Annotated in this window: 26 protein-coding genes; 13 read left to right on the top strand and 13 right to left on the bottom strand. The window is 67.4% G+C overall.

The genetic code is table 11. The annotated features are described in order from the left end of the window. From MKP05_RS13425 to tal, 6 genes are all read left to right on the top strand, one after another. Positions 1–939 carry an ABC transporter substrate-binding protein gene (locus MKP05_RS13425; protein WP_240568718.1) on the top strand — a complete coding sequence of 313 codons (939 nt, stop codon included), beginning with the start codon at positions 1–3 and terminating at the stop codon, positions 937–939. Positions 940–997: 58 nt separating this feature from the next. Further along, entirely contained in the window at positions 998–2500 is a 1503-nt protein-coding gene (locus MKP05_RS13420) for a sugar ABC transporter ATP-binding protein (protein ID WP_110283293.1), read from the top strand. After that, positions 2497–3477: an ABC transporter permease gene (locus MKP05_RS13415; protein WP_110283292.1), complete on the top strand. Its 981-nt coding sequence runs from the start codon at positions 2497–2499 to the stop codon at positions 3475–3477. Before MKP05_RS13420 ends, MKP05_RS13415 begins: the two co-directional genes overlap by 4 nt. A 140-nt stretch (positions 3478–3617) precedes the next feature. Next, positions 3618–5171: an FGGY-family carbohydrate kinase gene (locus MKP05_RS13410; RefSeq protein WP_240568716.1), complete on the top strand. Its 1554-nt coding sequence runs from the start codon at positions 3618–3620 to the stop codon at positions 5169–5171. Beyond that, positions 5168–5899 carry an SDR family oxidoreductase gene (locus tag MKP05_RS13405; protein WP_240568713.1) on the top strand — a complete coding sequence of 244 codons (732 nt, stop codon included), beginning with the start codon at positions 5168–5170 and terminating at the stop codon, positions 5897–5899. The genes MKP05_RS13410 and MKP05_RS13405 overlap by 4 nt, the downstream gene beginning before the upstream one ends. A gap of 144 nt (positions 5900–6043) precedes the next feature. Beyond that, entirely contained in the window at positions 6044–6997 is a 954-nt protein-coding gene (gene tal / locus MKP05_RS13400) for a transaldolase (protein ID WP_240568711.1), read from the top strand. A gap of 166 nt (positions 6998–7163) precedes the next feature. Here tal and MKP05_RS13395 read toward each other — a convergent pair whose 3' ends face one another. From MKP05_RS13395 to phaR, 4 genes are all read right to left on the bottom strand, one after another. Continuing rightward, a complete protein-coding gene (locus MKP05_RS13395; RefSeq protein WP_110283288.1) occupies positions 7164–8162 on the bottom strand; it encodes a LacI family DNA-binding transcriptional regulator in 999 nt (332 codons plus the stop codon). Positions 8163–8187: 25 nt separating this feature from the next. Further along, entirely contained in the window at positions 8188–9060 is an 873-nt protein-coding gene (locus MKP05_RS13390) for a phosphoribulokinase (RefSeq protein WP_110283287.1), read from the bottom strand. 43 nt (positions 9061–9103) lie between these two features. Beyond that, on the bottom strand, positions 9104–10399 hold the full coding sequence (purD, locus tag MKP05_RS13385; RefSeq protein WP_110283286.1) for a phosphoribosylamine--glycine ligase: 1296 nt from the start codon (positions 10397–10399) through the stop codon (positions 9104–9106). An 80-nt stretch (positions 10400–10479) separates the two neighbouring features. Beyond that, the gene (phaR, locus tag MKP05_RS13380) at positions 10480–10944 is read right to left on the bottom strand and encodes a polyhydroxyalkanoate synthesis repressor PhaR (RefSeq protein WP_110283285.1); all 465 of its coding nucleotides are present in this window, start codon (positions 10942–10944) and stop codon (positions 10480–10482) included. Positions 10945–11032: 88 nt separating this feature from the next. Between phaR and MKP05_RS13375 the strand changes: the two genes are divergently transcribed. Next, entirely contained in the window at positions 11033–11746 is a 714-nt protein-coding gene (locus MKP05_RS13375; protein WP_240568708.1) for a 16S rRNA (uracil(1498)-N(3))-methyltransferase, read from the top strand. A gap of 8 nt (positions 11747–11754) precedes the next feature. On the opposite strand, the gene rloA3 is transcribed toward MKP05_RS13375, so the two are convergent. Then, complete coding sequence (rloA3, locus tag MKP05_RS13370) at positions 11755–12345, bottom strand: retropepsin-like aspartic peptidase RloA3 (protein ID WP_439108991.1); 591 nt, start codon at positions 12343–12345, stop codon at positions 11755–11757. 196 nt (positions 12346–12541) lie between these two features. Between rloA3 and MKP05_RS13365 the strand changes: the two genes are divergently transcribed. Further along, positions 12542–13126: a PRC-barrel domain containing protein gene (locus MKP05_RS13365; protein WP_181422023.1), complete on the top strand. Its 585-nt coding sequence runs from the start codon at positions 12542–12544 to the stop codon at positions 13124–13126. Positions 13127–13172: 46 nt separating this feature from the next. On the opposite strand, the gene MKP05_RS13360 is transcribed toward MKP05_RS13365, so the two are convergent. From MKP05_RS13360 to MKP05_RS13325, 8 genes are all read right to left on the bottom strand, one after another. Beyond that, on the bottom strand, positions 13173–14453 hold the full coding sequence (locus MKP05_RS13360; RefSeq protein ID WP_240568706.1) for a lytic murein transglycosylase: 1281 nt from the start codon (positions 14451–14453) through the stop codon (positions 13173–13175). Between the two features lie 133 nt (positions 14454–14586). After that, a complete protein-coding gene (gene mnhG / locus MKP05_RS13355; RefSeq protein ID WP_110283283.1) occupies positions 14587–14991 on the bottom strand; it encodes a monovalent cation/H(+) antiporter subunit G in 405 nt (134 codons plus the stop codon). Then, entirely contained in the window at positions 14984–15253 is a 270-nt protein-coding gene (locus MKP05_RS13350; protein ID WP_110283282.1) for a monovalent cation/H+ antiporter complex subunit F, read from the bottom strand. Before MKP05_RS13350 ends, mnhG begins: the two co-directional genes overlap by 8 nt. 13 nt (positions 15254–15266) lie before the next feature. After that, positions 15267–15740: a Na+/H+ antiporter subunit E gene (locus tag MKP05_RS13345; protein WP_110283281.1), complete on the bottom strand. Its 474-nt coding sequence runs from the start codon at positions 15738–15740 to the stop codon at positions 15267–15269. After that, positions 15737–17272 carry a Na+/H+ antiporter subunit D gene (locus MKP05_RS13340; RefSeq protein WP_110283280.1) on the bottom strand — a complete coding sequence of 512 codons (1536 nt, stop codon included), beginning with the start codon at positions 17270–17272 and terminating at the stop codon, positions 15737–15739. Before MKP05_RS13340 ends, MKP05_RS13345 begins: the two co-directional genes overlap by 4 nt. Then, positions 17269–17616: a Na+/H+ antiporter subunit C gene (locus MKP05_RS13335; RefSeq protein WP_240568704.1), complete on the bottom strand. Its 348-nt coding sequence runs from the start codon at positions 17614–17616 to the stop codon at positions 17269–17271. Before MKP05_RS13335 ends, MKP05_RS13340 begins: the two co-directional genes overlap by 4 nt. Next, a complete protein-coding gene (locus tag MKP05_RS13330; protein ID WP_110283278.1) occupies positions 17604–18056 on the bottom strand; it encodes a Na+/H+ antiporter subunit B in 453 nt (150 codons plus the stop codon). Before MKP05_RS13330 ends, MKP05_RS13335 begins: the two co-directional genes overlap by 13 nt. Then, entirely contained in the window at positions 18049–20379 is a 2331-nt protein-coding gene (locus tag MKP05_RS13325; protein ID WP_240568702.1) for a putative monovalent cation/H+ antiporter subunit A, read from the bottom strand. Before MKP05_RS13325 ends, MKP05_RS13330 begins: the two co-directional genes overlap by 8 nt. Before the next feature lie 207 nt (positions 20380–20586). Between MKP05_RS13325 and MKP05_RS13320 the strand changes: the two genes are divergently transcribed. The 5 genes from MKP05_RS13320 to MKP05_RS13300 are packed head-to-tail and all read left to right on the top strand — an operon-like array spanning position 20587 to position 26084. Continuing rightward, positions 20587–23478, top strand: a complete 2892-nt coding sequence (locus tag MKP05_RS13320) for a monovalent cation/H+ antiporter subunit A (RefSeq protein WP_240568700.1) — start codon at positions 20587–20589, stop codon at positions 23476–23478. Continuing rightward, positions 23478–23822, top strand: a complete 345-nt coding sequence (locus MKP05_RS13315) for a Na+/H+ antiporter subunit C (RefSeq protein ID WP_110283275.1) — start codon at positions 23478–23480, stop codon at positions 23820–23822. The genes MKP05_RS13320 and MKP05_RS13315 overlap by 1 nt, the downstream gene beginning before the upstream one ends. After that, positions 23819–25327, top strand: a complete 1509-nt coding sequence (locus tag MKP05_RS13310; protein ID WP_240568698.1) for a monovalent cation/H+ antiporter subunit D — start codon at positions 23819–23821, stop codon at positions 25325–25327. Before MKP05_RS13315 ends, MKP05_RS13310 begins: the two co-directional genes overlap by 4 nt. Further along, the gene (locus tag MKP05_RS13305) at positions 25324–25821 is read left to right on the top strand and encodes a Na+/H+ antiporter subunit E (RefSeq protein WP_240568696.1); all 498 of its coding nucleotides are present in this window, start codon (positions 25324–25326) and stop codon (positions 25819–25821) included. Before MKP05_RS13310 ends, MKP05_RS13305 begins: the two co-directional genes overlap by 4 nt. Further along, complete coding sequence (locus MKP05_RS13300) at positions 25815–26084, top strand: K+/H+ antiporter subunit F (protein WP_110283272.1); 270 nt, start codon at positions 25815–25817, stop codon at positions 26082–26084. Before MKP05_RS13305 ends, MKP05_RS13300 begins: the two co-directional genes overlap by 7 nt. Positions 26085–26094 lie beyond the last annotated feature (10 nt).

Raw genomic sequence — 26094 nt, 5'->3', positions numbered from 1 at the left:
ATGAATTTCCGCGAAATCTCAGTTCCCTTCCGCAATACCGCTCTTGCAGTGGCCAGCTCGACCGCTCTGGCCGCGGGCACCGTGGGGGCAGATGACCACAACCTGAAAATCGGCATGTCCTTCCAGGAGCTCAACAACGAATATTTCGTGACCATGCAGGAGGCGCTCGAGACCGCCGCCGCCAGCCTGGGAGCCGAGGTGATCACCACCGATGCCCGCCATGACGTCGCCAAGCAAGTCAACGATGTCGAAGACATGATCCAGCGGGGCATCGACATCCTGCTGCTCAACCCCGCCGACTCCGTAGGTGTCGAGACGGCGGTGCTGGCCGCCAAGGAAGCCGGCGTCACCACCGTCGCGATCGATGCCCAGGCCAATGGCCCGGTGGACGGCTTCGTGGGCTCCAAGAACTACGACGCCGGCTACAAGGCCTGTGACTACCTGGCCCAGCAGCTCGACGGTGAAGGCCAGGTGGCCCTGCTGGACGGCATTCCGGTCGTCCCCATCCTGCAGCGCATCGACGGCTGCACCGCCGCGCTCGACGAATACGACGGTATCGAGATCGTCGACAAGCAGAACGGCCGCCAGGAGCGCACCCATGCCATGACGGTCACCGAGAACATCATCCAGGCCCACCCGGATCTCGACGGCCTGTTCAGCGTCAACGACATCGGTTCCCTGGGGGCCCTGATCGCCATTGATGGGAGTGGCCAGGACATCAAGCTGGTCAGTGTCGACGGTCATCCTGAAGCCATCGAGGCCATCCAACGCCCGGACTCGGCCTTCATCGCCACCTCGGCGCAATACCCCCGCGACATGGTGCGCCTGGGCCTTGGCCTGGGTCTGGCCAAGCACTGGGGCGCCAGCACGGCTCCCGCGGAGATCCCCATCGATGTGGAGCTGATCGACCGCGACAAGGCTGCCGACTTCAGCTGGTAACCCCTATCCCTGACGCTGACAACGTGTGCCGCCTCGGGCGGCACACGAGGGTATCCCCATGACTCCTTTACTTTCCCTGAGGCACATCTCGAAGTCGTTCCCCGGGGTGAAGGCCCTGCAGGATGTGTCACTCGATGTCCACGCCGGCGAGGTGCATGCCCTGCTCGGCGAGAACGGGGCCGGCAAGTCGACCCTGATGAAGATCCTCTGCGGCATCTACCGCCAGGACGAGGGGGACATCATCATCGATGGCAAGACATGCGACTTTCACGGCTACCAGGACGCCCTCAATGCCGGGGTCGGCATCATCTTCCAGGAATTCAGCCTGATTCCCCACCTGGATGCCGTGGATAACATCTTCCTGGGCCGCGAACGGCGCAACCGGCTCGGGCTCCGCGACCGGCCCGGCATGATCCGCGAAGCCCGGCACCTGTTCGACCGCCTCAAGGTCTCGATTCCCCTGGACTGTCCCATCGCCGAACTGAGCGTCGCCGACCAGCAGTTCATCGAGATCGCCAAGGCCCTGTCGCTGGATGCCCGCATCCTGGTCCTCGATGAGCCGACCGCGACCCTGACGCCCAGCGAAGCCGATCACCTGTTCACCATCATGCGCGAACTGCGCAAGCAGCAAGTCGGCATGGTGTTCATCTCTCACCATATGGAGGAGATCTTCACCATCTGCGATCGCGTGACCGTGATGCGCGATGGCGAGAAGGTCGACGACTGCGACATCGCCTCGACCACCCCCGACGACCTGATCGAGAAGATGGTCGGCCGACGCGTCGAGAATATCTTCCCCGAACACCGTTGCGATGCCGACTACAACGATGTGGTGCTGGACATCGAGGCCCTGCGCCTCGACGCCGATGGCCCCGAGCACTCGCTGAAGCTCCACCGTGGCGAGATCCTCGGCTTCGCCGGCCTGGTGGGATCCGGTCGCACGGAACTGGCCATGGGGCTGATCGGCGCGACGCGCCCCGTTCATGCCAGGATCAGCATGGAGGGAAAGCCGGTCAGGCTCCGTCACCCCGCCAGTGCCCTCAAGCAAGGGATCGGCCTGCTGCCGGAGAGCCGCAAGACCCAGGGGCTGATCCTGCCGTTCTCGTGTCGCGACAACATCTCCTTGAACAACCTGACGCAATTCCAGGGAGCCTTGCCGCTGATCCGGCGCGATCAGGAGTCGCGCACCGCCGCCCAGCTGATGGCATCGGTACGCGTCAAGGCGCCCAGCCCCGAGACGCCGGTGGGCGACCTCAGCGGCGGCAACCAGCAGAAGGTGGTCATCGCCCGTTGGCTGGGCCACCAGTGCAAGGTGCTGATCTTCGATGAACCCACCCGCGGCATCGACGTCGGCGCCAAGTCGGAGATCTACGCCCTGATGAAGGAGCTCACTGCCCGGGGGGTGTCGATCATCATGATCTCCTCGGAGCTGCCCGAAGTGCTCGGCCTGTGCGACCGCGCCGCAGTCTTCTACCACGGCCGCATCGCCGCCGAACTGCAGGGCGACGATCTCAACTCACGATCCATCATGCATCATGCCACGGGGGGACTCAGCTCATGAGCCAGCTCGCCTCAACGCCCGGCACCGCCCGTCAGTCCCTCAAAGCGCGACTGGCCCGCTGGCGCCGTACCCCGATCTTCTACCCGCTGATCGGTTTCATCGTCGTCTTCATCGCCATGGCGGTGATCAATGACAACTTCCTGTCCGGCAGCAACCTGTCCAACCTGGCGCGCCAGGCGTCGATCATCGCGATCATCGCGGTGGGCATGAGCCTGGCCATCCTCACCGGCGGTATCGATCTCTCGGTGGGCCCGGTGATGGCCCTGTCGGGAACGATCATGGCCGGCCTGATGGTCGCCGGTGTCCCACCCTCACTGGCCATCATCATCGGACTGCTGGTGGGCGCCGCCTTCGGCGCCTTCAATGGCGTCTTCATCGCCTTCGCCGGCATGCCACCGATCATCGTCACCCTGGCAACCATGGGCATCGCCCGCGGGCTCGGCCTGATCTATACCGGTGGCTATCCCATCTCCGGCCTGCCCCCGGAATTCGCCTTCTTCGGACGCGGCAGCCTGGCCGGCATCGAGATGCCCATCCTGATCATGATCGCCGTCTACGCATTGGGCTATGTGCTGCTCAGCCATACCGCCACCGGTCGCTACCTGTATGCCATCGGCGGCAACGAAGAGGCCACACGACTGTCCGGCATCCGGGTCTCACGCTACAAGCTGCTGGTCTACACCCTGAGCGGGACGACCGCGGCCATTGCCGGGCTGATCCTGACATCGCGCCTGATGAGCGGCCAGCCCAACGCCGGGGTCGGCTTCGAGCTCGACGCCATCGCCGCCGTGGTCCTGGGGGGGGCCGCCATCACCGGTGGGCGCGGCATGATCCTCGGCACCCTGGTCGGGGCCCTGCTGCTCGGCGTGCTCAACAACGGCCTCAACCTGATGGGCGTCTCGCCCTACCTCCAGAACGTCATCAAGGGCCTGATCATCCTGCTGGCCATCTATATCAGCCGCAAGCGCACGCCCTGAGCCCCTGGAGCCATCGACATCAGCCCAGATGTTCCGAGAAGGCGACGAGCCCCGGGGCAAGGCCCCGGTGGCCGCCGGCGTCCCGGCCGGAGTGCCCCAGGGACTCAAGGTGACCCGCAGCCGCGAGTGAGGAGAACTACATGGAGACCGTCATCGGTATCGATATCGGCACCCAGAGCACCAAGGCAGTGGTGATCGATCACCATGGCCGGATCCTGGCCGAGCATAGCCAAGGTTACCGCGTCGACACCCCTCGCCCACTCTGGGCCGAGCAGTGGCCGGACGTGTGGTGGGAGGCCGTGCTCCGCTGCCTCCAGACCTGCCTGAAAGCCCCCGGGATCGATCCCCGGGGCGTCAAGGGGCTGTGTGTGAGCAGCCTCTACGGGGGATCGGGGATCCCGGTCGACGCCGAGATCCGCCCCCTGCACCCCTGCCTGATCTGGATGGACCGCCGGGCCGAGGCCCAGGTCCAGTGGGTGAAGGAGCATGTCGACATGGCCCGCCTGGAGGCCGTCACCGGCAATGGCGTGGACAGCTACTACGGCTTCACCAAGATGATGTGGCTCAAGGCCGAGCGTCCCGATGTCTGGGAACGGACCCGCTACCTGCTGCCGCCCAACAGCTATATCAACTATCGCCTGAGCGGCGAGATCGCCATCGACCACAGTTCGGCCGGCAACATCGGCGGCATCTACGACCTGGCGGCACGCACCTGGTCGACGGAGATGCTCGACGCCCTGGACCTCGATCGGGACAAGCTCCCGACCCGACTGGTGGAGTCGGGCGCGACCGTCGGCGGCCTGCTGCCGGCGCTGGCCGATTCGCTGGGCCTGTGCGCCAATATCCCCGTGGTCGCCGGTGGCGTCGATGCGGCCATGGCCACGCTGGCGGCGGGGGCGACCCGCCCCGGCAATCACGTCGCCATGATCGGCACCAGCATGTGCTGGGGGGTGATCAACCAAAGCGTCGAGCCCGGTCAGGGGCTGATCAGCATGCCGCATGTGTTGAACAGCGGCCGCGACCTCTATACCTTCGGCGGCGCCCTGACCGCCGGCGCCTCGGTCAGTTGGTTCGTCGACACCCTCTGCGGTGAGGACCGGATCGCCGCCGGGGAGCATGGCAGCGCCTACGACCAGCTCGAGCCGCCCGCCCGAGAGCTCCCCCCGGGCGCCGATGGTCTGCTCTTCCTGCCCTACCTGATGGGGGAACGCAGCCCGGTATGGGATGCCCAGGCCAGTGCGGGCTTCATCGGTCTCAGTCTCTATCACCGCCGCCATCACCTGTATCGCGCCGTGCTGGAAGGCGTGACCTTCGCCCTGCGGCACAACATGGAGGCGGGCAAACGTCAGGGGGTGCCCCTCGACTCCCACCTGATCGTGGTTGGCGGGGCCACCCGGTCGGACCTGTGGATGCAGATCATCGCCGACGTGACCCGCATGCCGGTCTACACCTACCGCGAGAACGTGGAGGCGGCCCTGGGAGCCGCCCTGCTGGCCGGGCAGGCCACCGGCCTGATCGACCTCGACCAACCGCTGCGGCATGGCACCCTGATCGAGCGTGCCGAACCTTCCGAAGCGGCAGCGCGTCGCTACGACGACCTCTTCGCCCTGTATTGCCGGCTCTATCCGACGCTCAAGCCAATCATGCACCGGCTCAACATCAACAACACCCGAGCGAGTGAAACCACATCATGAATTTCGAACTCGAGAATCAACGCATCCTCGTCACGGGTGCGACCAGCGGCATCGGTCTCGACATCGCCCGGTCCCTTGCCGAGCTCGGTGCCGAACTGGTGCTGTTCGGTCGCAACCGGGACAAGCTCAGCGAACTCGAGCAAGAGCTGGGGGCACGCACCCTGACCGTCGACATCACCGATGAGGCCGCGGTCACCGAGGCCTTCATCGAGATGCCCGTCCTCGATGGCCTGGTCAACTGTGCCGGCATCTCGATCCTCGACGACGTCCTGGACGTCAAGGCACAGGACCTCGAGCGGATCATGGCCACCAACGTCACCGCCAGTGCCGTGGTGGCACGGGAAGCGGCACGCCACATGATCGCGCACGGCCGCCAGGGCAGCATGGTCAACGTCTCCAGCCAGGCGGCCATGGCCGCCCTGCCAGGCCATCTCGGCTACTGCGCGTCCAAGGCGGCCATGGATGCCATGACCCGTGTACTGTGCCTCGAGCTGGGGCCCAAGGGCATACGCGTCAACAGCGTCAATCCGACGGTGACCCTGACCCCCATGGCCGAACGCGCCTGGGCGGATCCCGCCAAGCGCGACCCCATGCTGGCCGCCATTCCCCTGGGACGCTTCGCCACCCCCCGGGAAGTCGCCCTGCCGGTGGCCTTCCTGCTGAGCCCGGCCGCGTCGATGATCAGCGGCGCCTGCCTGCCGATCGACGGTGGTTTCACATCCCACTAATCCCCCACTCTACAAGGAGCCTGACATGTATATCGGTGTGGACTGTGGCACCCAGAGTACCAAGGTGCTGGTGGTCGATATCGCCAGGCCCTGGCCGATCACTACGCCTGACCAGACCGATCACTCACCTGAGGGAGCCACTCCATGACCCATCAACTCGACGCGCTCAGACAACACTCCCTGGTGGTCGCCGATACCGGTGACCTGGAGGCCATCCAGCGCTACCAGCCCCATGACGCCACCACCAATCCCTCGCTCCTGCTCAAGGCCTTCGAGCTGCCGGGCTACCGGGCGTTGATCGACCAGGAACTCGCCGCGGTCAAGGCCGAGACCAGCGACCGGCAGGAAGAGCATGCCGTGGACCGCCTCGCCGTGGCCATGGGCAGCGAAATCGCCAAGGTGGTGCCCGGCCGGGTGTCCACCGAGGTGGCCGCCAAGCTGTCCTTCGACACCCAGGCCAGCATCCGCAAGGCCCACGAGCTGGTCGCGCTCTACGACAAGCGCGGCGTGTCCAGGGACCGGGTACTGATCAAGCTGGCCTCGACCTGGGAGGGAATCCGCGCCGCCGAGGTGCTGGAGAGGGAAGGCATCAACTGCAACCTGACCCTGTTGTTCAGCGACGCCCAGGCCCAGGCCTGCTTCGATGCCGGCGTCTTCCTGGTCTCGCCCTTCGTCGGCCGAGTCACCGACTGGTACAAGCAGGCGACCGGGCAGGACTTCACCCCCGACACCGACCCCGGCGTGCAGTTCGTGCGCGGCGTGTGCCAACGCGTCAGCCAGGGTGGCTACGACACCGTGGTGATGGGCGCCAGCTTCCGCACCACCGGCCAGGTGCTGGCACTGGCCGGCTGCCCGCGGCTGACCATCTCGCCCGCGCTGCTCGAGGAGCTGGCCACCACGCCGGGCGAGATAAAACCCAGGGTGCTCATGACGCGCAGCGGCGGCCCCCGGCCGACCCTGCTCACCGAGCCCGCCTTCCGCTGGGGCCATAACCAGGACGCCATGGCCAACGACAAGCTGGCCGAAGGCATCCGCCGCTTCGCCGAGGATCAGGACAAGCTCGAAGCACTGATTGCCGAGCGCCTGGCCTCGCGCTGATCCCGACCATGCCCCGCGAACCGCGACACCCCGGAGGATTCCCCATGCCAAGGGCGTGTGTGGCCAGCCGCAAGGCCTCGCTTGGCTGCCTCAACGCTCTCGGCCCGTAGCTGCTCGGCGGCAGCGGGCCGCAATGTAATGGGCCGACCGCTCTCTGATGTGGAAGCTACCGGATCAGGGAAGAGGCAATCACGACCTCGCGGGCTGACGCCGCGGGGTCATTGATCTTCTCGAAGAGCAATTGAATCGCTTCGTGCCCCGCCTGATAGGTGTCATGAACGGCGCACCATACCGACACATCGAAAATATCGGCATACGGAAGGCGATCGATACCCACCACGAGCACATCGTCCCGGGACACATGGGCATCGTGCAGGGCGCGCATCGCTCCCAGGGTGATCAGCTGGTTGAAGCCGAACACGGCCTCGGGGAGCATGCCGTGACGCAGGTAATCGGCCATGTCACGATAGGCTGGCTGCAGGGTGTAGTCCCCCGGACGCTGTTCCAGCGCCAAGGGGACGCCCGCAGCGGCATAGGCCTCCTTGAGGCCGGCCAGGCGCTGTTGCGTTATCCGCGAGCCACGCGGGCCGGTCAATGCCAGCACCTGCTGGATGTCTTGCTTCACCAGCTGCTCGCCGAGCAATCGTCCAGCACGGTGGTTGTCCAGGACCACGCGACTGAAATCAGCCACGTCCAGCGTACGGTCCAGCATCACCACAGGCAGCCTGGCCCGGCGCAGTCGATCGAGATAGGCGGGACGATACTCGGCATCGTCGGAGACCGGCGACAGGATGATACCGGCCACCTGGTAACTGAGAAGGGTCTCGATCGCCACTTCCTCGAGTTCCGGCGCACCATCGGTATCGATGAGCATGATGGTGTAGTTCTGCTTCTTTGCATCACGCGAAATCGCCTTGATCACCTCGCTATAGAAGGGGTTGTCGACACTGGCCGTGACCAGGCCGATCAAGCGATTCTCGCGACTCCTGAGGTGACTGGCAAAGGCATTGGGGACATACCCCAACTCCCGAGCCGCAGCGAGAATCCTTTCTCGTGTCGCCGGCTTGACCTTGTCGGGCTTGTTCAAGGCACGCGATACCGTCATGTTGGTCAAGCCCACATGCCTGGCGATATCGGCAATGGTCACCTTGTCACGTCTCGCCATGTCTCTCCCGAGATGCCAAGCCAGTTCAGCGGAAGCGCCGCTGGGCCAGCAGGTGGCGCACCAGCGGCGCCAGGATCAGCTCCATGGCCAGCGACAGCCGCGATCCCGGCACCACCAGGGTATGCGGACGGCTCATGAAGGCATCCTGAACCATCGCCAGCAGGTAGGGGAAATCGACCGTGGAGGGGTCGCGGAAGCGGATCACCACGAAGGACTCGGCATCGGAGGGGATGTCCTGCACCTCGAAGGGGTTGGAGGTATCCACCGTGGGCACCCGCTGGAAATTGATATGGGTGCGCGAGAACTGCGGCTGGATGTAGCGCACATAGTCGTCCATGCGCCCCAGGATAGTATCGATCACCGCCTCCTGGGAGTAGCCACGCAGCTTGATGTCACGGTCGATCTTCTGGATCCACTCCAGGTTCATGGTCGGCGCCACGCCCACCAGCAGGTCGACGTGACGGGCGATGTCGTGCTCGGCGGTGACCAGGCCGCCGTGCAGCCCCTCGTAGAACAGCAGGTCGGTGCCGCAGGGCAGCGACTGCCACTCGGTGAAGGTCCCCACCCGATAGCCGGCCTCGATCATCTGCTTGTCTTCGGCGTGGATATAGTGGCGGAAGGTGCCGCTGCCGAACTCGCCATACTCCTGAAACAGCGCCTCGAGACGATCGAGCAGGTTGGCTTCCACGGCGAAGTGGGAGAGCTCGCCCTTGCGCTCGGGCTCGTCACGGAAGATGCGCGCCAGCTCCTCCCGGTTGTAGCGATGGAAGGCGTCGCCGTCGACGAAGGCGGCGTGCACGTCCTCCCGGGCGAACATGCGCTCGAAGGTGCGCTTGACCGTGGTGGTCCCGGCCCCGGAGGAGCCGGTCACGGCGATGATCGGATACTCGCGGGACATCGGCTCGCTCCCTCGTCTTGTTCTTCGGTTCGGGACCGGGCAATCAGCCGGCCTGGCGCTCGCGTGCGATGGCGCGAAAGGCGATATCGCGACGGCAGAAGGCACCCTCCCAGGTGATCGCCTCCACGCCCCGGTAGGCCAGGTCACGCGCCGCCGAGACCCCCTCGCCGAGGGCCGTGACACAGAGCACCCGGCCACCGGCGGTGACGACCTCGCCCTGGGCGTTCTGCCGGGTCCCGGCATGGAAGACCTTGCAGCCGGTAGCCTCGGCGGCCTCGAGCCCGGCGATCACGTCATCCTTGCGATAGCTGCCGGGATAGCCGCCGGCGGCCAGCACCACGCCCACCGCGGCACGCGAATCCCAGTCACAGGCGAGCCCTTCGAGTTCGCCTCGGGCACCGGCCAGGCAGAGTGCCGCCAGGTCGGACTGCAACCGCAGCATGATCGGCTGGGTCTCCGGGTCGCCGAAGCGGCAGTTGTACTCGATCACCCGGGGATTGCCCTGGGGGTCGATCATCAGGCCGGCATAGAGGAAACCGGTGTAGGGGTGGCCCTCCTCGGCCATCCCGCGCACCGTGGGCAGGATGACCCGCTCCATGATCCGCGCATGCACCTCGTCGGTAACCACCGGCGCCGGCGAGTAAGCCCCCATGCCGCCGGTGTTGGGGCCGGTATCGTCTTCACCGACCCGCTTGTGATCCTGGCTGGTGGCCATGGGCAGCACCGTCTCGCCATCGACCATGACGATGAAGCTGGCCTCCTCGCCCGCAAGGAACTCCTCGATCACCACCCGGGCGCCGGCATCACCGAAGGCGTTGGCCTCGAGCATGTCGCGGATCGCCGCCTCGGCCTCCTGCGAGGTCATGGCCACGATCACGCCCTTGCCGGCGGCAAGGCCGTCGGCCTTGATGACGATGGGCGCCCCCTTCTCGGCCAGATACTCGAGGGCCGGCTCCACTTCGGTGAAGGTCCGGTAGTCGGCAGTGGGAATGGCGTGCCGCGCCAGGAAATCCTTGGTGAAGGACTTGGAGCCCTCGAGCTGGGCGGCGGCCCGGGTCGGGCCGAAGATCGTCAGCCCCGCTTCGCGGAACCGGTCGACGACGCCCTCGACCAGCGGTGCCTCGGGGCCGACGATGGTCAGCGCGATGTCCTGCTCCCGGGCGAAGGTCACCAGGCCCGCCAGGTCGGCGACACCGATGTCGACGTTCTCCAGGCCCGGCTCGCGGGCGGTGCCGGCGTTACCGGGCGCAACGAAGACAGCTTCCACCCGGGGCGACTGGGCGACCTTCCAGGCCAGGGCATGTTCGCGGCCACCGCCGCCGATGATCAGAACCTTCATCCGTTCAACCTTTGGCATCTCGAAACGTCGCGGCATTATGTCAGAAAGTCGCCGGCGCCGCCCTCCCGAGCCACCCGGCGTCACTTCGGCTCGTCGTCGTCCTTGTCGTCGTCCTTGTCGCCGGCCTGGCTGATGGTCTGCTGCCAGAACCGCATGTTCTCCTCGGCCAGCTCGCGCATCAGTTCCATGGGCGAGTGGCGCATGGCCTGCTGCCACTGGTCCTGCACGTGCTTCTGCTGCTCGAGCATCAACCGCGTGCCCTGCTCCAGGTAGCGGGCCAGCGGCAGCGGCTGGGACATGGCGTAGACACGGATCAGCTGCTCGAGCAGGTCGTTGGAGAAGACTTCCGACTCGCCATCGGCCTGCTCCTGCTCGATGATGATCGACAGCAGGATGGTCCGGGTCAGGTCCTCGCCGGACTTGGCGTCCTCGACCCGGAAGGGGACCTCGTCGAGGATCAGGCCCCGCAGATCCTCGAGGGTCACGTAGCGACTCTGTTCGGTATCATAGAGTCTGCGGTTGGCATACTTGCGTATCACGCGCACGGCGCTGCTCCTTGTCGTGAGGTGGGGTCTTGCCCCCATACTGGTATTGTGCACCGCGACACCGCCCATGCAAGGGAAACGAGGCCCCATGAACCTGATCCTGCTCTCGCCCGCCGACCTCGAGGGCGAATGCCTCGCCCGGGTCCGCGACCCGCGCCGCCTGGCCCATCTGCACGCGGTGCACCGCGCCCGTCCCGGCGACCGCCTCACCCTGGGTGTCGCGGGTGGCGGCATCGGTCGCGGCGAACTCCTGGCCCTCGACGGGCACGAGGCACGCTTCGCCATCGATGCCCTCGACCAGCGCCCGCCACCGGCGCTACCGGTGCACCTGGTGCTGGCGCTGCCGCGCCCACGGATGCTGGCGCGCAGCCTCGAGCACGTCACGGCAATGGGCGTGAAGCATATCACCCTGCTGCACAGCCGCCGCGTTGAAAAGAGCTACTGGCAATCGCCGGAGCTGGCTGCGGAGAAGATCCAGGCCCACCTGGTGCTGGGCCTGGAGCAGGCGCGAGACACGATGATGCCGGAGGTGACACTGGCAAAGGGCTTCCGTCCCTTCGTCGAGGACAGGCTGCCGGGGCTGCTGAAGGAGCACCGCGGCCTGCTGGCCCACCCCGGCATGCCCCGGGCCTGTCCGCGCGGCCTCACCGGGCCCACTCTGCTGCTGGTGGGGCCGGAAGGGGGCTTCATCCCCTGGGAAGTGGAACGACTGCTCGCCGCCGGCTGCGAGGGCATCCACCTGGGCCCGCGCATCCTGCGCGTGGAGACCGCGGTGACTGCCCTGCTCGCCCGGCTGTTCTGAGCAGGGGGTCAGTCCTGGTCCGGCTCATGGGCGACCAGCCGCGAGTCCTCGTCACACTGCGGGTCGCTCAGGAAGGTCTCGCGGACGTCCAGAAACCCCAGGTGGCCGATGGTGCGCCGGCCCAGCAGCAGCGGATAGTGCATCTCCTCGCGATCGCGCAGGCTGAACTGCTCCTCGTAGACGGTGTCGCCCATGCACACCTTCATCAGCACCACCGGACGCCGGTCGGTGCCGCCGGCGCCGCGCAGGCGGATGCTGCGATAGACCGGCAGCTCCATCTCATGGGTGAACAGCTCACCGGTCACCTCGTCCTCCAGCTCCAGCCGGAAGCGCACCCACTCCTCGTCCTCACGCTCGAAGCGCTCGACCTCGCGGGCATCCAGCGAAGAGGTCAGGGCGCCGCTGTCGAGCTTGGCCTTCACCTCCACTCCCCAGGGCTCCAGGGTGGCCTTCTCCACCCAGCCGAATACCTTCTCGTCGGCGGGGTTCTCGTCGGCAGGGGCCTGGGACATCCCGATGGCCAGCAGCAGACCGGCCCACAGGCCGAACATTGTCCGCGACCGGCGAATCGCAGGCGGGGATGACAGGGCGGCTCTCATTGGCGAACTCCTCTTCATGCTGGCCAGGCGATGGACCGAAAATGGGCAAAAAAACATGCAGATGGACCACACCGGGCGCCGGGGGTTCCCTACTTGACGCGCCGGCGCGACTCGCAAATGCTGTGAACACGGCTTGCCGGACGCGCCACCGAGGCACCGGCCGGCCCCCATGGAGCCATCAACAGGAGGAGAGCCCATGATCACTGGACGCATCACAAGGACGATACTGCCCGGCGCCCTGGGCCTGATCGCCACTGGCCTGGTCATCAGTGCCCAGGCCCAGTCGGACCCCCAGGGGCTCTACTCGGCCCGCATGATTCTCGACGCCGATGTGCACCTGGCATCCGACCCCGACACCCCGGTCGGCGAGGTCGATGATATCCTGCTCGGTGACGACATGGCAGTCCATGCCCTGGTCGTGGAGAGCGGGGACACCCTGGGGCTCGGCGGCCAGGAAATCGTGATCACCAACGCCCTCTACCGGCTGGATACCCGGGTCGACGAGGACGGCGCCATCACTCACCGGGTGGTGGTCGAGGCCAGCGAGGAGGAATTCGCGGCCCTGCCCCATTACGACCACGACTGGCAGCAGCAGGCCCGGGAGCGTTCGCGTGCGGCCTGGGAACGCACCCAGGAGGGTGCCGAGAGTGCCTGGCAGCGTACCCGCGAGGGGGCGGAACGCGTCGGCGACCGCGCCGGGCGCGCCTGGGAGCGCACCCGGGAAGGCGCGGAGCGCGCCGGGGACGCGATCAGCGAGGCCCTCGACGACATGACCAACTGAGCCCCTCGCCAGCGCTGTCCGCTCCACCCGGCCGCGGGGTTTCCCTTCAACGCGTCAGCCGCTCCAGCAGGCGAACGGTGGCGAAGCCGTCCGGCGTGGCATCGATCGACTGCTGGAAGGCCCTCAGGCCGCGGCGCGTGTTGGGCCCCATGACACCGTCCGGGGTGCCCACCTCGAAGCCGCGGGCATTCAGCGCCTCCTGCATCTCGCGCACCTGGCTGCGCATCAGCGGCTGCTCGCCCCGGGGCCAGCCCTGCACCACGCCGTCGCGCCCGGCGATCTCGTCGGCCAGGGTGCCCACCGCCAGCGCATAGCTGGTGGCGTTGTTGTAGCGCAGGATGGCCCGATAGTTGGAGCCCACCAGAAAGGCGGGCCCGCGAGCCCCGGCCGGGGCGATCACCGAGGCCGCCGCGAACCCGGGCAGCGGCTCACCGCTCACCGTGCGCACCCCCTGGTCAGCCCACTCGCGGCTCGAGCGACGGGTGGCGAGTTCGGCCTGGGCATGATCAAACCCCTCCGGCAGGCGCACCTCCACCCCCCAGGGCTGGCCCGGCTGCCAGCCGGCCCGTGCCAGGTAGTTGGCGGTGGAGGCCATCACGTCCGGGATGCTGCCCCAGATATCGCGACGTCCATCGCCGTCCCCGTCGACCGCATAGCTCTCGAAGCTCGAGGGAATGAACTGGGTATGGCCCATGGCCCCGGCCCAGGAGCCGACCATGCGCTCGGGGGTGATGTCGCCCTGGTCGAGGATGCGCAGGGCCGCCAGCAGCTCGCCGCGGGCGAAGTCGCGACGGCGGCCATCGAAGGCCAGCGTGGCCAGGGCATCGAGGGTCGAGAAGTCACCGAAATTGCCGCCGTAGTTGCTCTCGATGCCCCAGATCGCCACGATCACCTCGGCCGGGACACCGTAGTGCCGCTCCATGCGGCGGGCCGTGCCAAGGTGCGCCGAGAGCCGATCCCGCCCCGTGGTCACCCGTTGGGCGGAGACGGCGCTGTCGAGATACTGCCAGATCGGCCGCACGAACTCGGGCTGGGAGCGGTCGAGCTCGAGGACCCGCGGACGATAGCGTACGCCATCCAGCGCACGGGCCAGGGTCGACTCGCTGATGCCCTCGGCACGGGCCTCACGCCGGAAGCCGGTCAGCCAGCCGTGAAAATCCGCCGGCGGCGCAACGTCGGCCACGTCCTCGGGGGTAGCCGGCGACGGCGCGGCCGCCGCCTCGGCACCTTCGGCGTTACGGCCCGCGGCACTGGCCTCGGTGGTCGGGCTGCTCTGGCAGCCGGCGAGCAGCGCCAGCAGCACGGTAGTGGAAAGCATCCTGCGCATCGTCACTCCTGCACTCCTTCCTTGACCATCATCCGGCGTCGATCATCGCGCAGAAACCGCGTCCAGACCAGAGGTGTCGCGCCCCCTCATGGGGTCCCGGGGATGGCCTTCGTGACCTGCTCGCCGTGAGGGCTCAGGGCCGGTCGTTCTCCCTGGGCTGATGCCTGGCATTGGCTTCGGTCTCGAGCCCGCTTTTCAGCTCGTGGGTCAGCGGGTCGTAATTGGGTCGCAGCTCGTCCTTCACCGTGCCGCTCCACAGCTTCGCGCCGACGAAGTAGCCGGCCCGCCCGATCACGTGGGCCGCCACCGGCGCGGTCATCATGATGAAGAGGATGACCCCCAGGGCCCTGGCGACCACCGCCACCTGGGAGAAGTGCAGTGCCACCGCCAGCATGATCAGGGTGGCCCCCAGGGTCGCCGCCTTGGTGGTGGCGTGCATGCGCGTCAGCAGGTCGGGCAGGCGCACCACCCCGAGCGCGGCCAGGAACATGAAGATGGCCCCTACCAGGATCAGCGCTTCCTTGACGAGCTCAATCATCCCGCGGCCCTCCCCGCTCCAGGAAGCGCGCGAAGCCAATGGTGGCCATGAAGGCCATCAGTGCCATGACGATGGCCACATCGAGCAGGCTCGGCACGTCGGTGGCGATGGCCACCACCCCGATGATGCCCACGATCATCGAGGAGAAGAGTTCCAGGGCCACCACCCGGTCCGGCAGGCTGGGGCCGCGGAACAGGCGCACGAAGGCCAGGCAGAGCGCCAGCGCCATCACCACCAGGCTCAACAGGATCACGATCGACATGAGGGGTCCCCTCTCAATGGAACAGTTCCAGTGCACGACGCTCGAGCTCCGCCAGGCCGCGCCGCAGCGCCGCCTCGTCATCGAGGAACATGGCATGGATGTAGAGCACGCGGCGGTCGTCGGAGACGTCCAGGCTCAGGGTGCCCGGCGTCAGCGAGATCAGGTTGGCGACGAAGGCGATCTCGAACTCGGTACTCGCCTTCAGCGGCATGGCGATCACCCCCGGCTTCATGTACCAGGGCGGCGTGACGATGTCGAAGGCCACCTTGAGGTTGGCCAGCAGCAGTTCCTTGAAGAAGAAGCCGACGAAACGGATCAGCCTTGGCAGGCGCTGTGCATAGCCGGCCAGCGCCGGCACCTGGGGCTGGATCAGTGCCAGCACCAGGTAGCCGAACAGCAGACCGGCCAGCAGGTTGCGGCCGCTGAAGTCGCCGGTGAGCACGATCCAGGCCAACCCCAGCAGCAGGTTCCAGGCGGCCCCGATCATGGCGCTCCCCCCCCGCCCATGCCCCGCTCTCCACCCGATCCAAGTACCGCCTCGATATAGCGCTCCGGATCGAGCAGCTCGGCGGCCGAGGCTTCGGCCAGGGCATGAATGGGCCCGGCGTTGAGGCCGATGAACAGGGTGCACAGGGCCAGGCCGATCGCCGGGGCCGTCATCAGCCAGAGCTCTCGCTGGTTGACCTCCGGATAGGGGTCGACATCCCCCTCCGGCGGCGTGGCCTTCCAGAACACCTCGGCCCAGATCTTGATCATCGAATAGAGGGTGAGCAGCCCCACCAGCAGGGCGATGAAGGTGACCCCGTAGGCCTCGGCCTCGATGCCGGCACGGATCACGATGAACTTGGCGAAGAACCCGGAGAGCGGCGGCATGCCGGCCAGCGACAGTGCCGGGATCAGGAACAGGACCGCCAGCCAGGGATGCGTGCGGTAGAAGCCGCCGAGCTTCTTGAGCTCGTAGCTGCCCCGCAGCCGGTGGACGATGCCGCTGACCAGGAACAGGTTCGTCTTCACGATGATGTGGTGCATGATGTAGAAGACCCCACCGATGATCGCCAGGGGCGTGAACAGCGCCAGGCCCAGGATCATGTAGCCGATCTGGCTGACGATGTGGAACGACAGGATGCGCCGGAACTCGAACTGGGCCGCCGCACCCAGCACCCCGGAGAGCATGGTCAGTCCCGCGCCCCACAGCAGTATCTCGTGGGTATAGCCGGGGCTGTGATGGAAGATCAGGGTGAACACCCGGTACAGCGCATAGACCCCCACCTTGGTGAGCAGCCCGGCAAACAGTGCCGAGACCGCCACCGGCGGCGTGTGGTAGGAGGCCGGCAACCAGAAGAACAGCGGGAAGGCCGCCGCCTTGATGCCGAAGGCGACCATGAACATCATCGCCAGCACGTCGACCATGCCGTTGCCTTCCAGGCTGGCCAGGCGACGGGCGATGTCGGCCATGTTGAGGGTGCCGACCATGCCGTACAGCAGGCCCACGGCGACCAGGAAGATCACCGACGACAGCAGGTTGAGGGTGACGTACTTGATCGCCCCCTCCATCTGCGCCTTCTCGCTGCCCAGTATCAGCAGCGCGAAGGAGGCCACCAGCATCACCTCGAACCAGACATAGAGGTTGAAGATATCACCGGTGAGGAAGGCCCCGGCGACCCCGGCCAGCAGCAGGTGCATCAGCGGGAAGTAGCCGTAGGCCTCGTGGCCGCGGCCGGTGGTGGCCAGCGAATAGAGCGCCACCGCGAAGCCGATGATGCCGGTCAGCACCACCATGATGGTGCCCAGCAGGTCGGCCACCAGGCTGATGCCGAAGGGTGCGGGCCAGTCGCCCATCTGCATCACCAGGATGCCGTCGCGACTGACCGTGGCCAGCAGCCACAGGCTGGTGGCCAGCAGCCCCCCGGTCCCGGCCACGGCCACGAATCGCTGCATGCCCCGGGAACGCCAGAACACCAGCGACACGGCACCCGCCAGTAGCGGAATCAGGATGGGCAGCGCGATCTGCGGATTCACGTGTCGGTATCCTTCATCCTGTCCAGGTCATCGGCCCGCACGATCTCCCAGGCGCGACGCACCAGCACCACGGCGAACGACAGCACGCCGAAGGCGATCACGATGGCGGTGAGCACCAGGGCCTGGGGCAAGGGATCGGCCACCACCCCCTCCGGTGCCGTCAGCCCCTGGGCAATCAGCGGCGGCGCCCCGCGGACCATGCCCGCGGTGGAGAAGATCAGCAGGTTGGCGGCGTTGGAGAGCAGCATCAGCCCGATCACCAGCTTGACGATGGACCGCCGCAGCATCATGTAGATGGCGGCGGCGAACAGGATGCCGATCGCGACGGCCATCAACGGCTCCATGGGACCTCCCTGGCGTCGTCCTCGTGGTCGGTCTTGACCAGCGCCGTGATCGCCGTCAGCACCGACCCCAGGACCACCAGATAGACGCCGATGTCGAAGATCAGCGGTGTCGATGCCTTGAAATCGATGACCGGGATCGTCCACCACTGGGCGGTGAAGAAGGGGTCGCCGTGCCACCAGGCCGGTAGCGTCGAGACCACGCCGAGCAGGAGCCCCATGCCGACCAGGTCGCGGGGCGACACCTTGAGCATGGCGTGCATGGCGCGTCGGCCGTAGGCGAAGAGATAGAGCGCGAAGCCGCCTGCCGCCACCAGGCCGGCGATGAAGCCCCCCCCCGGCTCGTCGTGGCCACGCAGCAGCAGGAACAGCGAGAACAGCAGTTGCAGCGGCAACAGCAGGCGCGCCGCCACATTGAGGATCAGGGTGCCGGATCTAACCATCGTCTCTCTCCGGTGGGGCCGCGGGACGCCTGGCGTCATACTCCCCGGCATGGAAGCGCAGCATGGCATAGACTCCGATGGCCGCCAGCGCCAGCACGAACATCTCGCCCAGGGTATCCAGGGCCCGGAAGTCCACCAGGATGACATTGACGATGTTGTGGCCATGGCCCAGAGGCTGGCTGTTGGCGACCATGTAGTCGGAAATCCTCGGCAGGCGCTCACCGCCGAGTACGGAGAGCATCAGCAGGGTGACCATGCCGCCGACCAGGGTCGCCACCACCAGGTCGCGCAGGCGTTCCTGCGGCGTGGAGAGGGTGGCGAAACGCGGCAGCCGGAACAGCACCAGCACCAGCAGGATCACCGTCAGGGTCTCTACCAGCAGCTGGGTGATCGCCAGGTCCGGGGCGCTGAAGAGCACGAAGGTGAGGGCGATGGAGAAGCCCATGATGCCCAAGGCCGCCACCGCCGCCAGGCGCGAACGCATCACGCAGGCGGCCACCGCACCGGCGACCATCAGGCCCGCCGCCACCGCCTCGTGGAAATAGAGGTCCAGGGACAGGGCGAAATCCAGTGAATGGCGGAAGAAGAGCGCATGCCCGACCAGGCCCAGCAACACCAGCAGGGTCATCACCAGGTAGTTGCGGATATAGCCGTTCTGCAGCATGCCGGTCTGCCACTCGGCCACCCTGACCAGCCCCCGCATCAGCGCCTCGTAGCCGGCCTCGGGGCCTCGGGCGATGATCGGCTCGAGGCGCGCCAGCCGCCCCCGCAGGCGGTCCCAGTGGCGGAACACCAGGCCACCCAGCAGCAGACTCACCAGCGACAGCGCGAGCGGCAGGTTGACCCCATGCCAGAGGGCCAGGTGCACCGACGCCTCACCGGCGCCGATGGCCGCCATCGTCGCCACCACCAGGCCATCGAGCATGCCTGGCACCAGGCCCGCCAGCAGCGACAGCGTGGCCAGCAACGCCGGGCCGGCCAGCAGACCCCAGGGGGGCTCGTGGGGCACCTTCGGGGGCTGCCTCGATGCGCCGAAGAAGGGCCGCAAGGCGACGATGGCCGCCACCGCCAGGGTCAGGAAGGCCGCCACGAAGGCCAGCAGCAGAATCAGTGGACGATAGGCGTCGACCTCGAGCACCGACTCGAACATCAGCTCCTTGCCGAGGAAGCCCAGCAGCGGCGGCAACCCGGCCAGCGACAGACCGGCAACCAGCGCCACGGCGGCGGTCAGCGGCATGGTATGCCTGAGCCCGCCCATGGCGGTGACGTCCTTGGTACCGGTCTCGTGGTCGAGGATGCCGGCGACCAGGAACAGGGCCCCCTTGTAGAGCGAGTGGGCCAGCAGGAAGACCACGAAGGCCACCAGGGCCCCGTCGGTGCCGATACCCAGCAGCATGGTCAGGGTGCCCAGCGCCATCACCGTGGAGTAGGCCAGCAGCTTCTTGATGTTGGTGTGACGGATCGCCAGGAAGGCACCGGTGGCCATGGTGAGTGCCCCCACCAGTGAAAGCGTGACGACCCAGACCTCGGTGCCGCCCAGGGCCGGGTGCAGCCGGGCCAGCAGGTAGACGCCGGCCTTGACCATGGTCGCCGAGTGCAGGTAGGCCGAGACCGGCGTGGGCGCGGCCATGGCGTTGGGCAACCAGAAATGGAAGGGAAACTGGGCAGACTTGGTGAAGGCACCGACCAGCACGCAGATCAGCAGCGGGGTGTAGAGCGCATGGGCGCGCAACGCCTCGCCGCGGGTGGTGAGCTCGGCCAGCGACCAGCTGTCGCCGGCCACGGCCAGCATGACGAAGCCGGCGATCAGGGCCAGGCCGCCGCCCACGGTGACGATAAGCCCCTGCAGTGCCGCCTTGCGGGCCGACAGGTCGGTATGATTGAAGCCGATCAGCAGATAGGAAGTGATGCTGGTGAGCTCCCAGAACACGAACAGGGTCACCAGATTGTCGGCCAGCACCAGGCCGAGCATCGACATCATGAAGGCGGTGATCACCACCAGGAAGCGCGGCAGGTCGCGATGCCCGCGCAGGTAGTCTCCCGAGTAGACCAGCACCAGGGCACCGATCACCGTGATCAACAGGGCAAACAGCCAGGCCAGACCGTCGATGAGGAAGGTCAGGGTGATCTCCAGCCCCGGTACCCAGGCCCACTCCAGCAGCAGCACCTCGCCGGCGGCGATGGTCGGCCACTGGCCCAGTAGCCAGAGGGCCAGGGCGGCGGGCAGCAGCGCCATCACCAGCGGCGTCCTGGCCCCGAACCAGTGATGCAGGAGTGGCGCCATGCCAGCCACCACGAAGCCTCCCAGCACGGCCAGTTGCATAAGGCGTCCTCCCCGTCGTTCCGGGCGGCCGGAGCCTGTCGCCGTGACCACCGCGGGTTCGAAGCATCAACTCTATAGACACAAAGTGTTGAAAGGCAAGGAGGGCGCGAGAAGCGCGCCTTTGCGGTAAAGTGTGCAGTCGAATGCCATTGGTGGGCCTTTCAGATAACGCCCTTTGCTTAACGGAGCCGCCAGGATGACCGATCGATGACATTGCTATGGATAGCCCTGCTGCCCTTGCTCGGCGTAGTCGTGCCGGCGCTCAGCGCCGGCCGCGGGCGCCGCGACTGCTCCCTGGCCACCGCCGTGTTGCCGGCCATCGCCCTGCTGCTGACCCTGTCGCAGCTGCCGGCCCTCGCCGCCGGCGAAGCGCTGCGCTTCAGCGTCGACTGGGTGCCCGCGCTGGGCCTCGACCTGGCCTTCCGGCTGGACGGCCTGTCGCTGCTGTTCAACCTGCTGATCGTGGGGATCGGCCTGCTGATCCTGCTCTATGCCCACTATTACCTGTCGCCGGAGGAGCCCTTCGGGCGCTTCTACGCCTACCTGATCCTGTTCATGGCCTCCATGGTCGGCATCGTCATGTCCGACAACCTGCTGCTGCTGTGGCTGTTCTGGGAGCTCACCGGCATCTCCTCCTTCCTGCTGATCGGCTTCTGGTCGCGTCGCAGCGATGCGCGCAAGGGGGCGCGCATGGCCCTGACCGTGACCGGTGCCGGCGGGCTGGCGTTACTGGCCGGGTTACTGCTGCTGGGTGACATGGCCGGCAGCTTCGACATGAACGTGGTGCTGGCCAGCGGCGACGCCATCCTGGCCGACCCGCGCTACCCGGTCATGCTGGTGCTGGTACTCCTGGGCGCCTTCACCAAGTCGGCCCAGTTTCCCTTCCAGTTCTGGCTGCCTCACGCCATGGCCGCGCCCACGCCGGTCTCGGCCTACCTGCACTCGGCGACCATGGTCAAGGCCGGCATCTTCCTGATGGCGCGGTTGCACCCGGCCATCGCCGGCAGCGAAGCGTGGTCGGTGATCGTCTCCCTGATCGGCATGATCACCATGCTCTACGGTGCCTGGTTTGCCCTGATCAAGACCGACCTCAAGGCCATCCTGGCCTTCTCCACGGTCAGCCACCTGGGGCTGATCACGGTACTGCTGGGCATCGGCAGCCCCATGGCGGTGCTGGCCGCGCTCTTCCACATCCTCAATCACGCCACCTTCAAGGCGGCGCTGTTCATGGGGGCGGGCATCATCGACCACGAGACCGGCACCCGCGAGCTGGGCCGGCTGGGTGACCTGCGGCGGGCCATGCCGGTCACGGCGCTGCTGATGTCGCTGGCCGCCGCGGCCATGGCCGGGGTGCCGCTGTTCAACGGCTTCCTCTCCAAGGAGATGTTCTTCACCGAGACCCTGGCCACCCCGGTGCTGGGCGGGCTGAGCTGGCTGCTGCCGCTGCTGGCGACGCTCGGCGGCATCCTCTCGGTGGGCTATTCGCTGCGCCTGGTGCATGCCGTCTTCTTCAAGCCAGCCCGCGAGACCCTGCCCAAGTCGCCCCATGAGCCGCCGCGGCTGATGCGCGCCCCGGTGGAGTTGCTGGTGGGCCTCTGCGTGCTGGTGGGCCTCTTCCCCGCCGCCCTGGCCACCGGGGTACTCGACATGGCCACCCGGGCGGTGCTCGGCGAGCCACTCGACTTCCACCTGGCGATCTGGCACGGCATCAACCTGCCGCTGCTGATGAGCCTGGTGGCCTTGGTGGCCGGGGTGGGGAGCTACCTGCTGCACGCCCAGCTGCTCCGGCTGATCAAGAGCTTCCGCCCGGTGGACGCCCGGCTGGTGTTCGAGGCCGCCCTGCAGCGGCTGGGACGATACGCGGAAACCGGCGTGGCACGCTTCGAGGGTGGCTCGCTGCAGCGCTACATGAGCCTGCTGCTGCTGGCCGCCCTGGCCATGGGCGGGCTGGGCCTCGTCGGCATGCCGGTGCTCACCGGCGAGCAGGGGAACCAGCCGCTGGACGGCATCCTGATCCTCGGGGCGGCCCTGCTGATCTTCGGCGGCATCGGCACCGTGGCCACCCACCGCCACCGGCTGATCTCGCTGCTGATGCTCTCGGTGGTGGGGCTGGTGGTGTCGCTGACCTTCGCCCGTTTCTCCGCCCCCGACCTGGCCCTGACCCAGCTGTCGGTGGAGGTGGTGACGATGATCCTGCTGATGCTGGCGCTGTTCTTCCTGCCCCAGAAGACGCCGCGGGAATCCTCGCCGATGCGCAACCTGCGCGACGTGGGACTGGCAGGCGCCCTGGGCATGGTGGTCGCCAGCCTCAACTACGCCGTGCTGACCCGCGACAATGCGGCGATCTCCGGCTTCTTCCTGGACAACAGCGTGCCCGGCGGGGGCGGTCACAACGTGGTCAATGTCATCCTGGTCGACTTCCGCGGCTTCGATACCCTGGGCGAGATCACCGTGCTGGCCCTGGCGGGCCTGGCGATCTTCAAGCTGCTCAACCGCCTGCGCCTGTTCATGCCCCACAGCGATGGCGAGGGACGGGTCTGGTCGCCGGACCGCTACCCGGCCATCCTGACCTCCATCTCCATGGCCCTGCTGCCCCTGGCCCTGCTGGTCTCGGCCTTCATCTTCCTGCGCGGCCACAACCTGCCCGGCGGCGGTTTCATCGCCGGCCTGATCACCGCCGTGGCACTGATCCTGCTTTACATGGCCCGCGGTGTGGAGTGGACCCAGCGGCGCCTCGACTTCCCCTACCAGCCGGTGGCCGTCGCCGGCGTGGGTATCGCCACGCTCACGGGCCTGGGCAGCTGGCTGTTCGGTCGCCCTTTCCTGACCTCGGCCTTCGGCCACTTCCACCTGCCGCTGCTGGGCGAGTTCGAGCTGGCCACCGCCATGCTCTTCGACCTCGGCGTCTACCTGGCGGTGGTCGGGGCGACGCTGATGATCCTCGCCAACCTGGGCAAGGTCACCACACCCCATCGCCCGGCCAAGGAGCCCGTCGCCGAGACGGAGCGGACCCGTCCCCTCAAGGAGCCCGCCCGCCCCCGCAAGGAACCCGCCCGTCCTCACGAGGAGCCCACTCCTCCCCACAAGGAGAAAGCCTGATGGAAAGCCTCTACGCCATCACCACCGGCGTGCTGACCGCCTGCGGCCTCTACCTGACCCTGCGCGGACGCACCTTCCCGGTGGTCGTCGGCCTGACCCTGCTCTCCTATGCGGTGAACCTCTTCCTGTTCTCCATGGGCGGGCTGACCACCAACGGCGCGGCCATCGTCGACGGCGTGGCCGACTATGCCGACCCCCTGCCCCAGGCCCTGGTGCTCACCGCCATCGTCATCGGCTTCGCCATGACCGCCTTCGTGGTGATCCTGGCGATGCGCGCGCGCAGCGAGGCGGGCAATGACCACGTCGATGGGCGCAAGCGGGAAGTCGGGGAGGAACGCCCATGATGCAGCACCTGATCGCCCTGCCCATCGTGCTGCCGCTGGTGGCGGGCATCCTGCTGCTGTACAGCCGCCAGGGGAAGACGCGCCTCAAGCGCCTGGTCGGCGTGTTCGCCACGCTGCTGCTGGTGGTGGTGGGCATCGGCCTGGTGGCCCGTGCCACCGGGGGCGAGGTCACCTACTACGCGCTCGGCGACTGGCAACCGCCCTTCGGCATCGTGCTGGTACTCGACCGGCTATCGGCGCTGATGGTGCTGCTCACCGCAGTGCTGGCACTGGGCGCCGTGGTCTTCGCCTGCGCCGGCGATGACGAGCAGGGCAGCAACTTCCATGGGCTCTTCCAGTGGCAGCTGATGGGGATCAACGGGGCCTTCCTCACCGGTGACCTGTTCAACCTCTTCGTGTTCTTCGAGGTCCTGCTGCTGGCCTCCTATGCCCTGCTGCTGCACGGTGGCGGCAAGGCACGCATCCAGGCCGGCGTGCACTATGTGGTGCTCAACCTGGCCGGCTCGTCGCTGTTCCTGATCGCCGTGGGCGTGCTCTACGGCGCCACCGGCACCCTCAACATGGCCGACATGGCGGTGCGACTCGCCGAGTTGCCGGCCGAGCGGGCCGGCCTGGTCAGTGCCGGCGCCCTGATGCTGCTCGTGGTGTTCGGCCTCAAGGCGGCGATCCTGCCGCTCTACTTCTGGCTGCCGCGGGCCTACGCCGCGGCCCCGGCCCCGGTGGCGGCCCTCTTCGCCATCATGACCAAGGTGGGCATCTACGCCATCCTGCGGGTCTATTCGCTGATCTTCGGCGAACAGGCCGGCCCGCTCGCCGCTCTCGAGCAGCCCTGGGTCTGGTGGCTGTCGCTGGCCACCCTGGCGGCGGCCGGCGTAGGGGTGCTGGCCGCTCGCGACCTTCGCCTGCTCGTCGCCTACCTGGTGCTGGTCTCGGTGGGCACCCTGCTGGCAGGCATCGGCATGCGCTCTCCCGAAGCCACCGCCGCCCTGCTCTACTACCTGGTGCACACCACCCTGGTCACCGGCGGGCTCTTCCTGCTCGCCGAGCTGATCGGCCTGCAGCGCGGCAAGGCCGGCACGCGCCTGGTCAGGGGCCGCCCGCTGCGGCAGGGCGGCTGGCTGGCCGGCCTGTTCTTCCTGGGCGCGGTGGCCGTGGCCGGCCTGCCGCCGCTCTCCGGGGCCATCGGCAAGGCACTCGTGCTCCAGGCCGCCGACGCCGGTCAGCGCCTCTGGCTGTGGCCGATCCTGCTGGCCACCGGCCTGTTCACGCTGATCGCCCTGTCACGGGCCGGCTCCACCCTGTTCTGGCGCAGCCGGGGAGAGCCCGGCGGTGAGCCACTGTCGCGGCGCCGCTGGTTCGGGGTCGCCTGGCTGCTGGGCGCCTCGCCGCTGCTGGTGGTCCTGGCCGGCCCGGTCAGCGACTATACCCGCGCCACCGCCGACCAGCTGGCCCGCCCGGCGATCCTCATCGACTCCCTTCTGTCCACTGCCGGAGACGCCCCATGATCCGCCCTCGTCGCTGGCTCCCGACCCCCCTGCTGTCGATCCTGCTGCTGGTCGTCTGGCTGCTGCTGGTGCGCAGCCTGGCCTTCGGCCATATCCTGCTGGGCACGGTGCTCGCGATCACCATCCCACTGGCCACCTCCCGCTTCTGGGACGCTCAGCCCCATGTCGCCAGGCCCTGGCTGCTGCTGCGCTTCGTGCTGCGGGTCCTGGGCGATATCATCATCGCCAACCTCGAGGTCGCCTGGCTGATCGTCAACCCCTGGCGACGCCTGCGCCCCCACTTCGTGGAGTACCCGCTGATGCTGGAAGACCGCTTCACGGTCACCCTGCTGGCCAACACCATCAGCCTGACCCCCGGCACGGTGTCGGCCAACCTGCGCATGGACGGCAAGACGCTGCTGATCCACGCCCTGAACGTGGAGGACGAGGAGGCACTCATCGCGCACATCCGCGAACGCTACGAGCGGCCGCTCAAGGAGATCTACGCATGCTAGACATCGCGCTGAAGATCAGCCTGGCCCTGGTGGTATTGGCCCTGCTGCTGAATGTCTATCGCCTCACCGTGGGACCGGACATGCCCGACCGCCTGCTGGCGCTGGACACCATGTACATCAACTCCATCGCGCTGATCGTGCTGATGGGGCTGTGGCTCAACACCAAGACCTACTTCGAGTCGGCGCTGCTGATCGCCATGCTCGGCTTCATCAGCACCGTAGCGGTCTGCAAGTACCTGCTGCGCGGCGACATCATCGAATAGTCGAGCCGGG

The sequence above is a fragment of the Halomonas flagellata genome, from assembly GCF_022487945.1.
Lineage (GTDB): Bacteria > Pseudomonadota > Gammaproteobacteria > Pseudomonadales > Halomonadaceae > Halomonas > Halomonas flagellata.
This window is presented reverse-complemented; position numbering and strand designations above follow the sequence as displayed.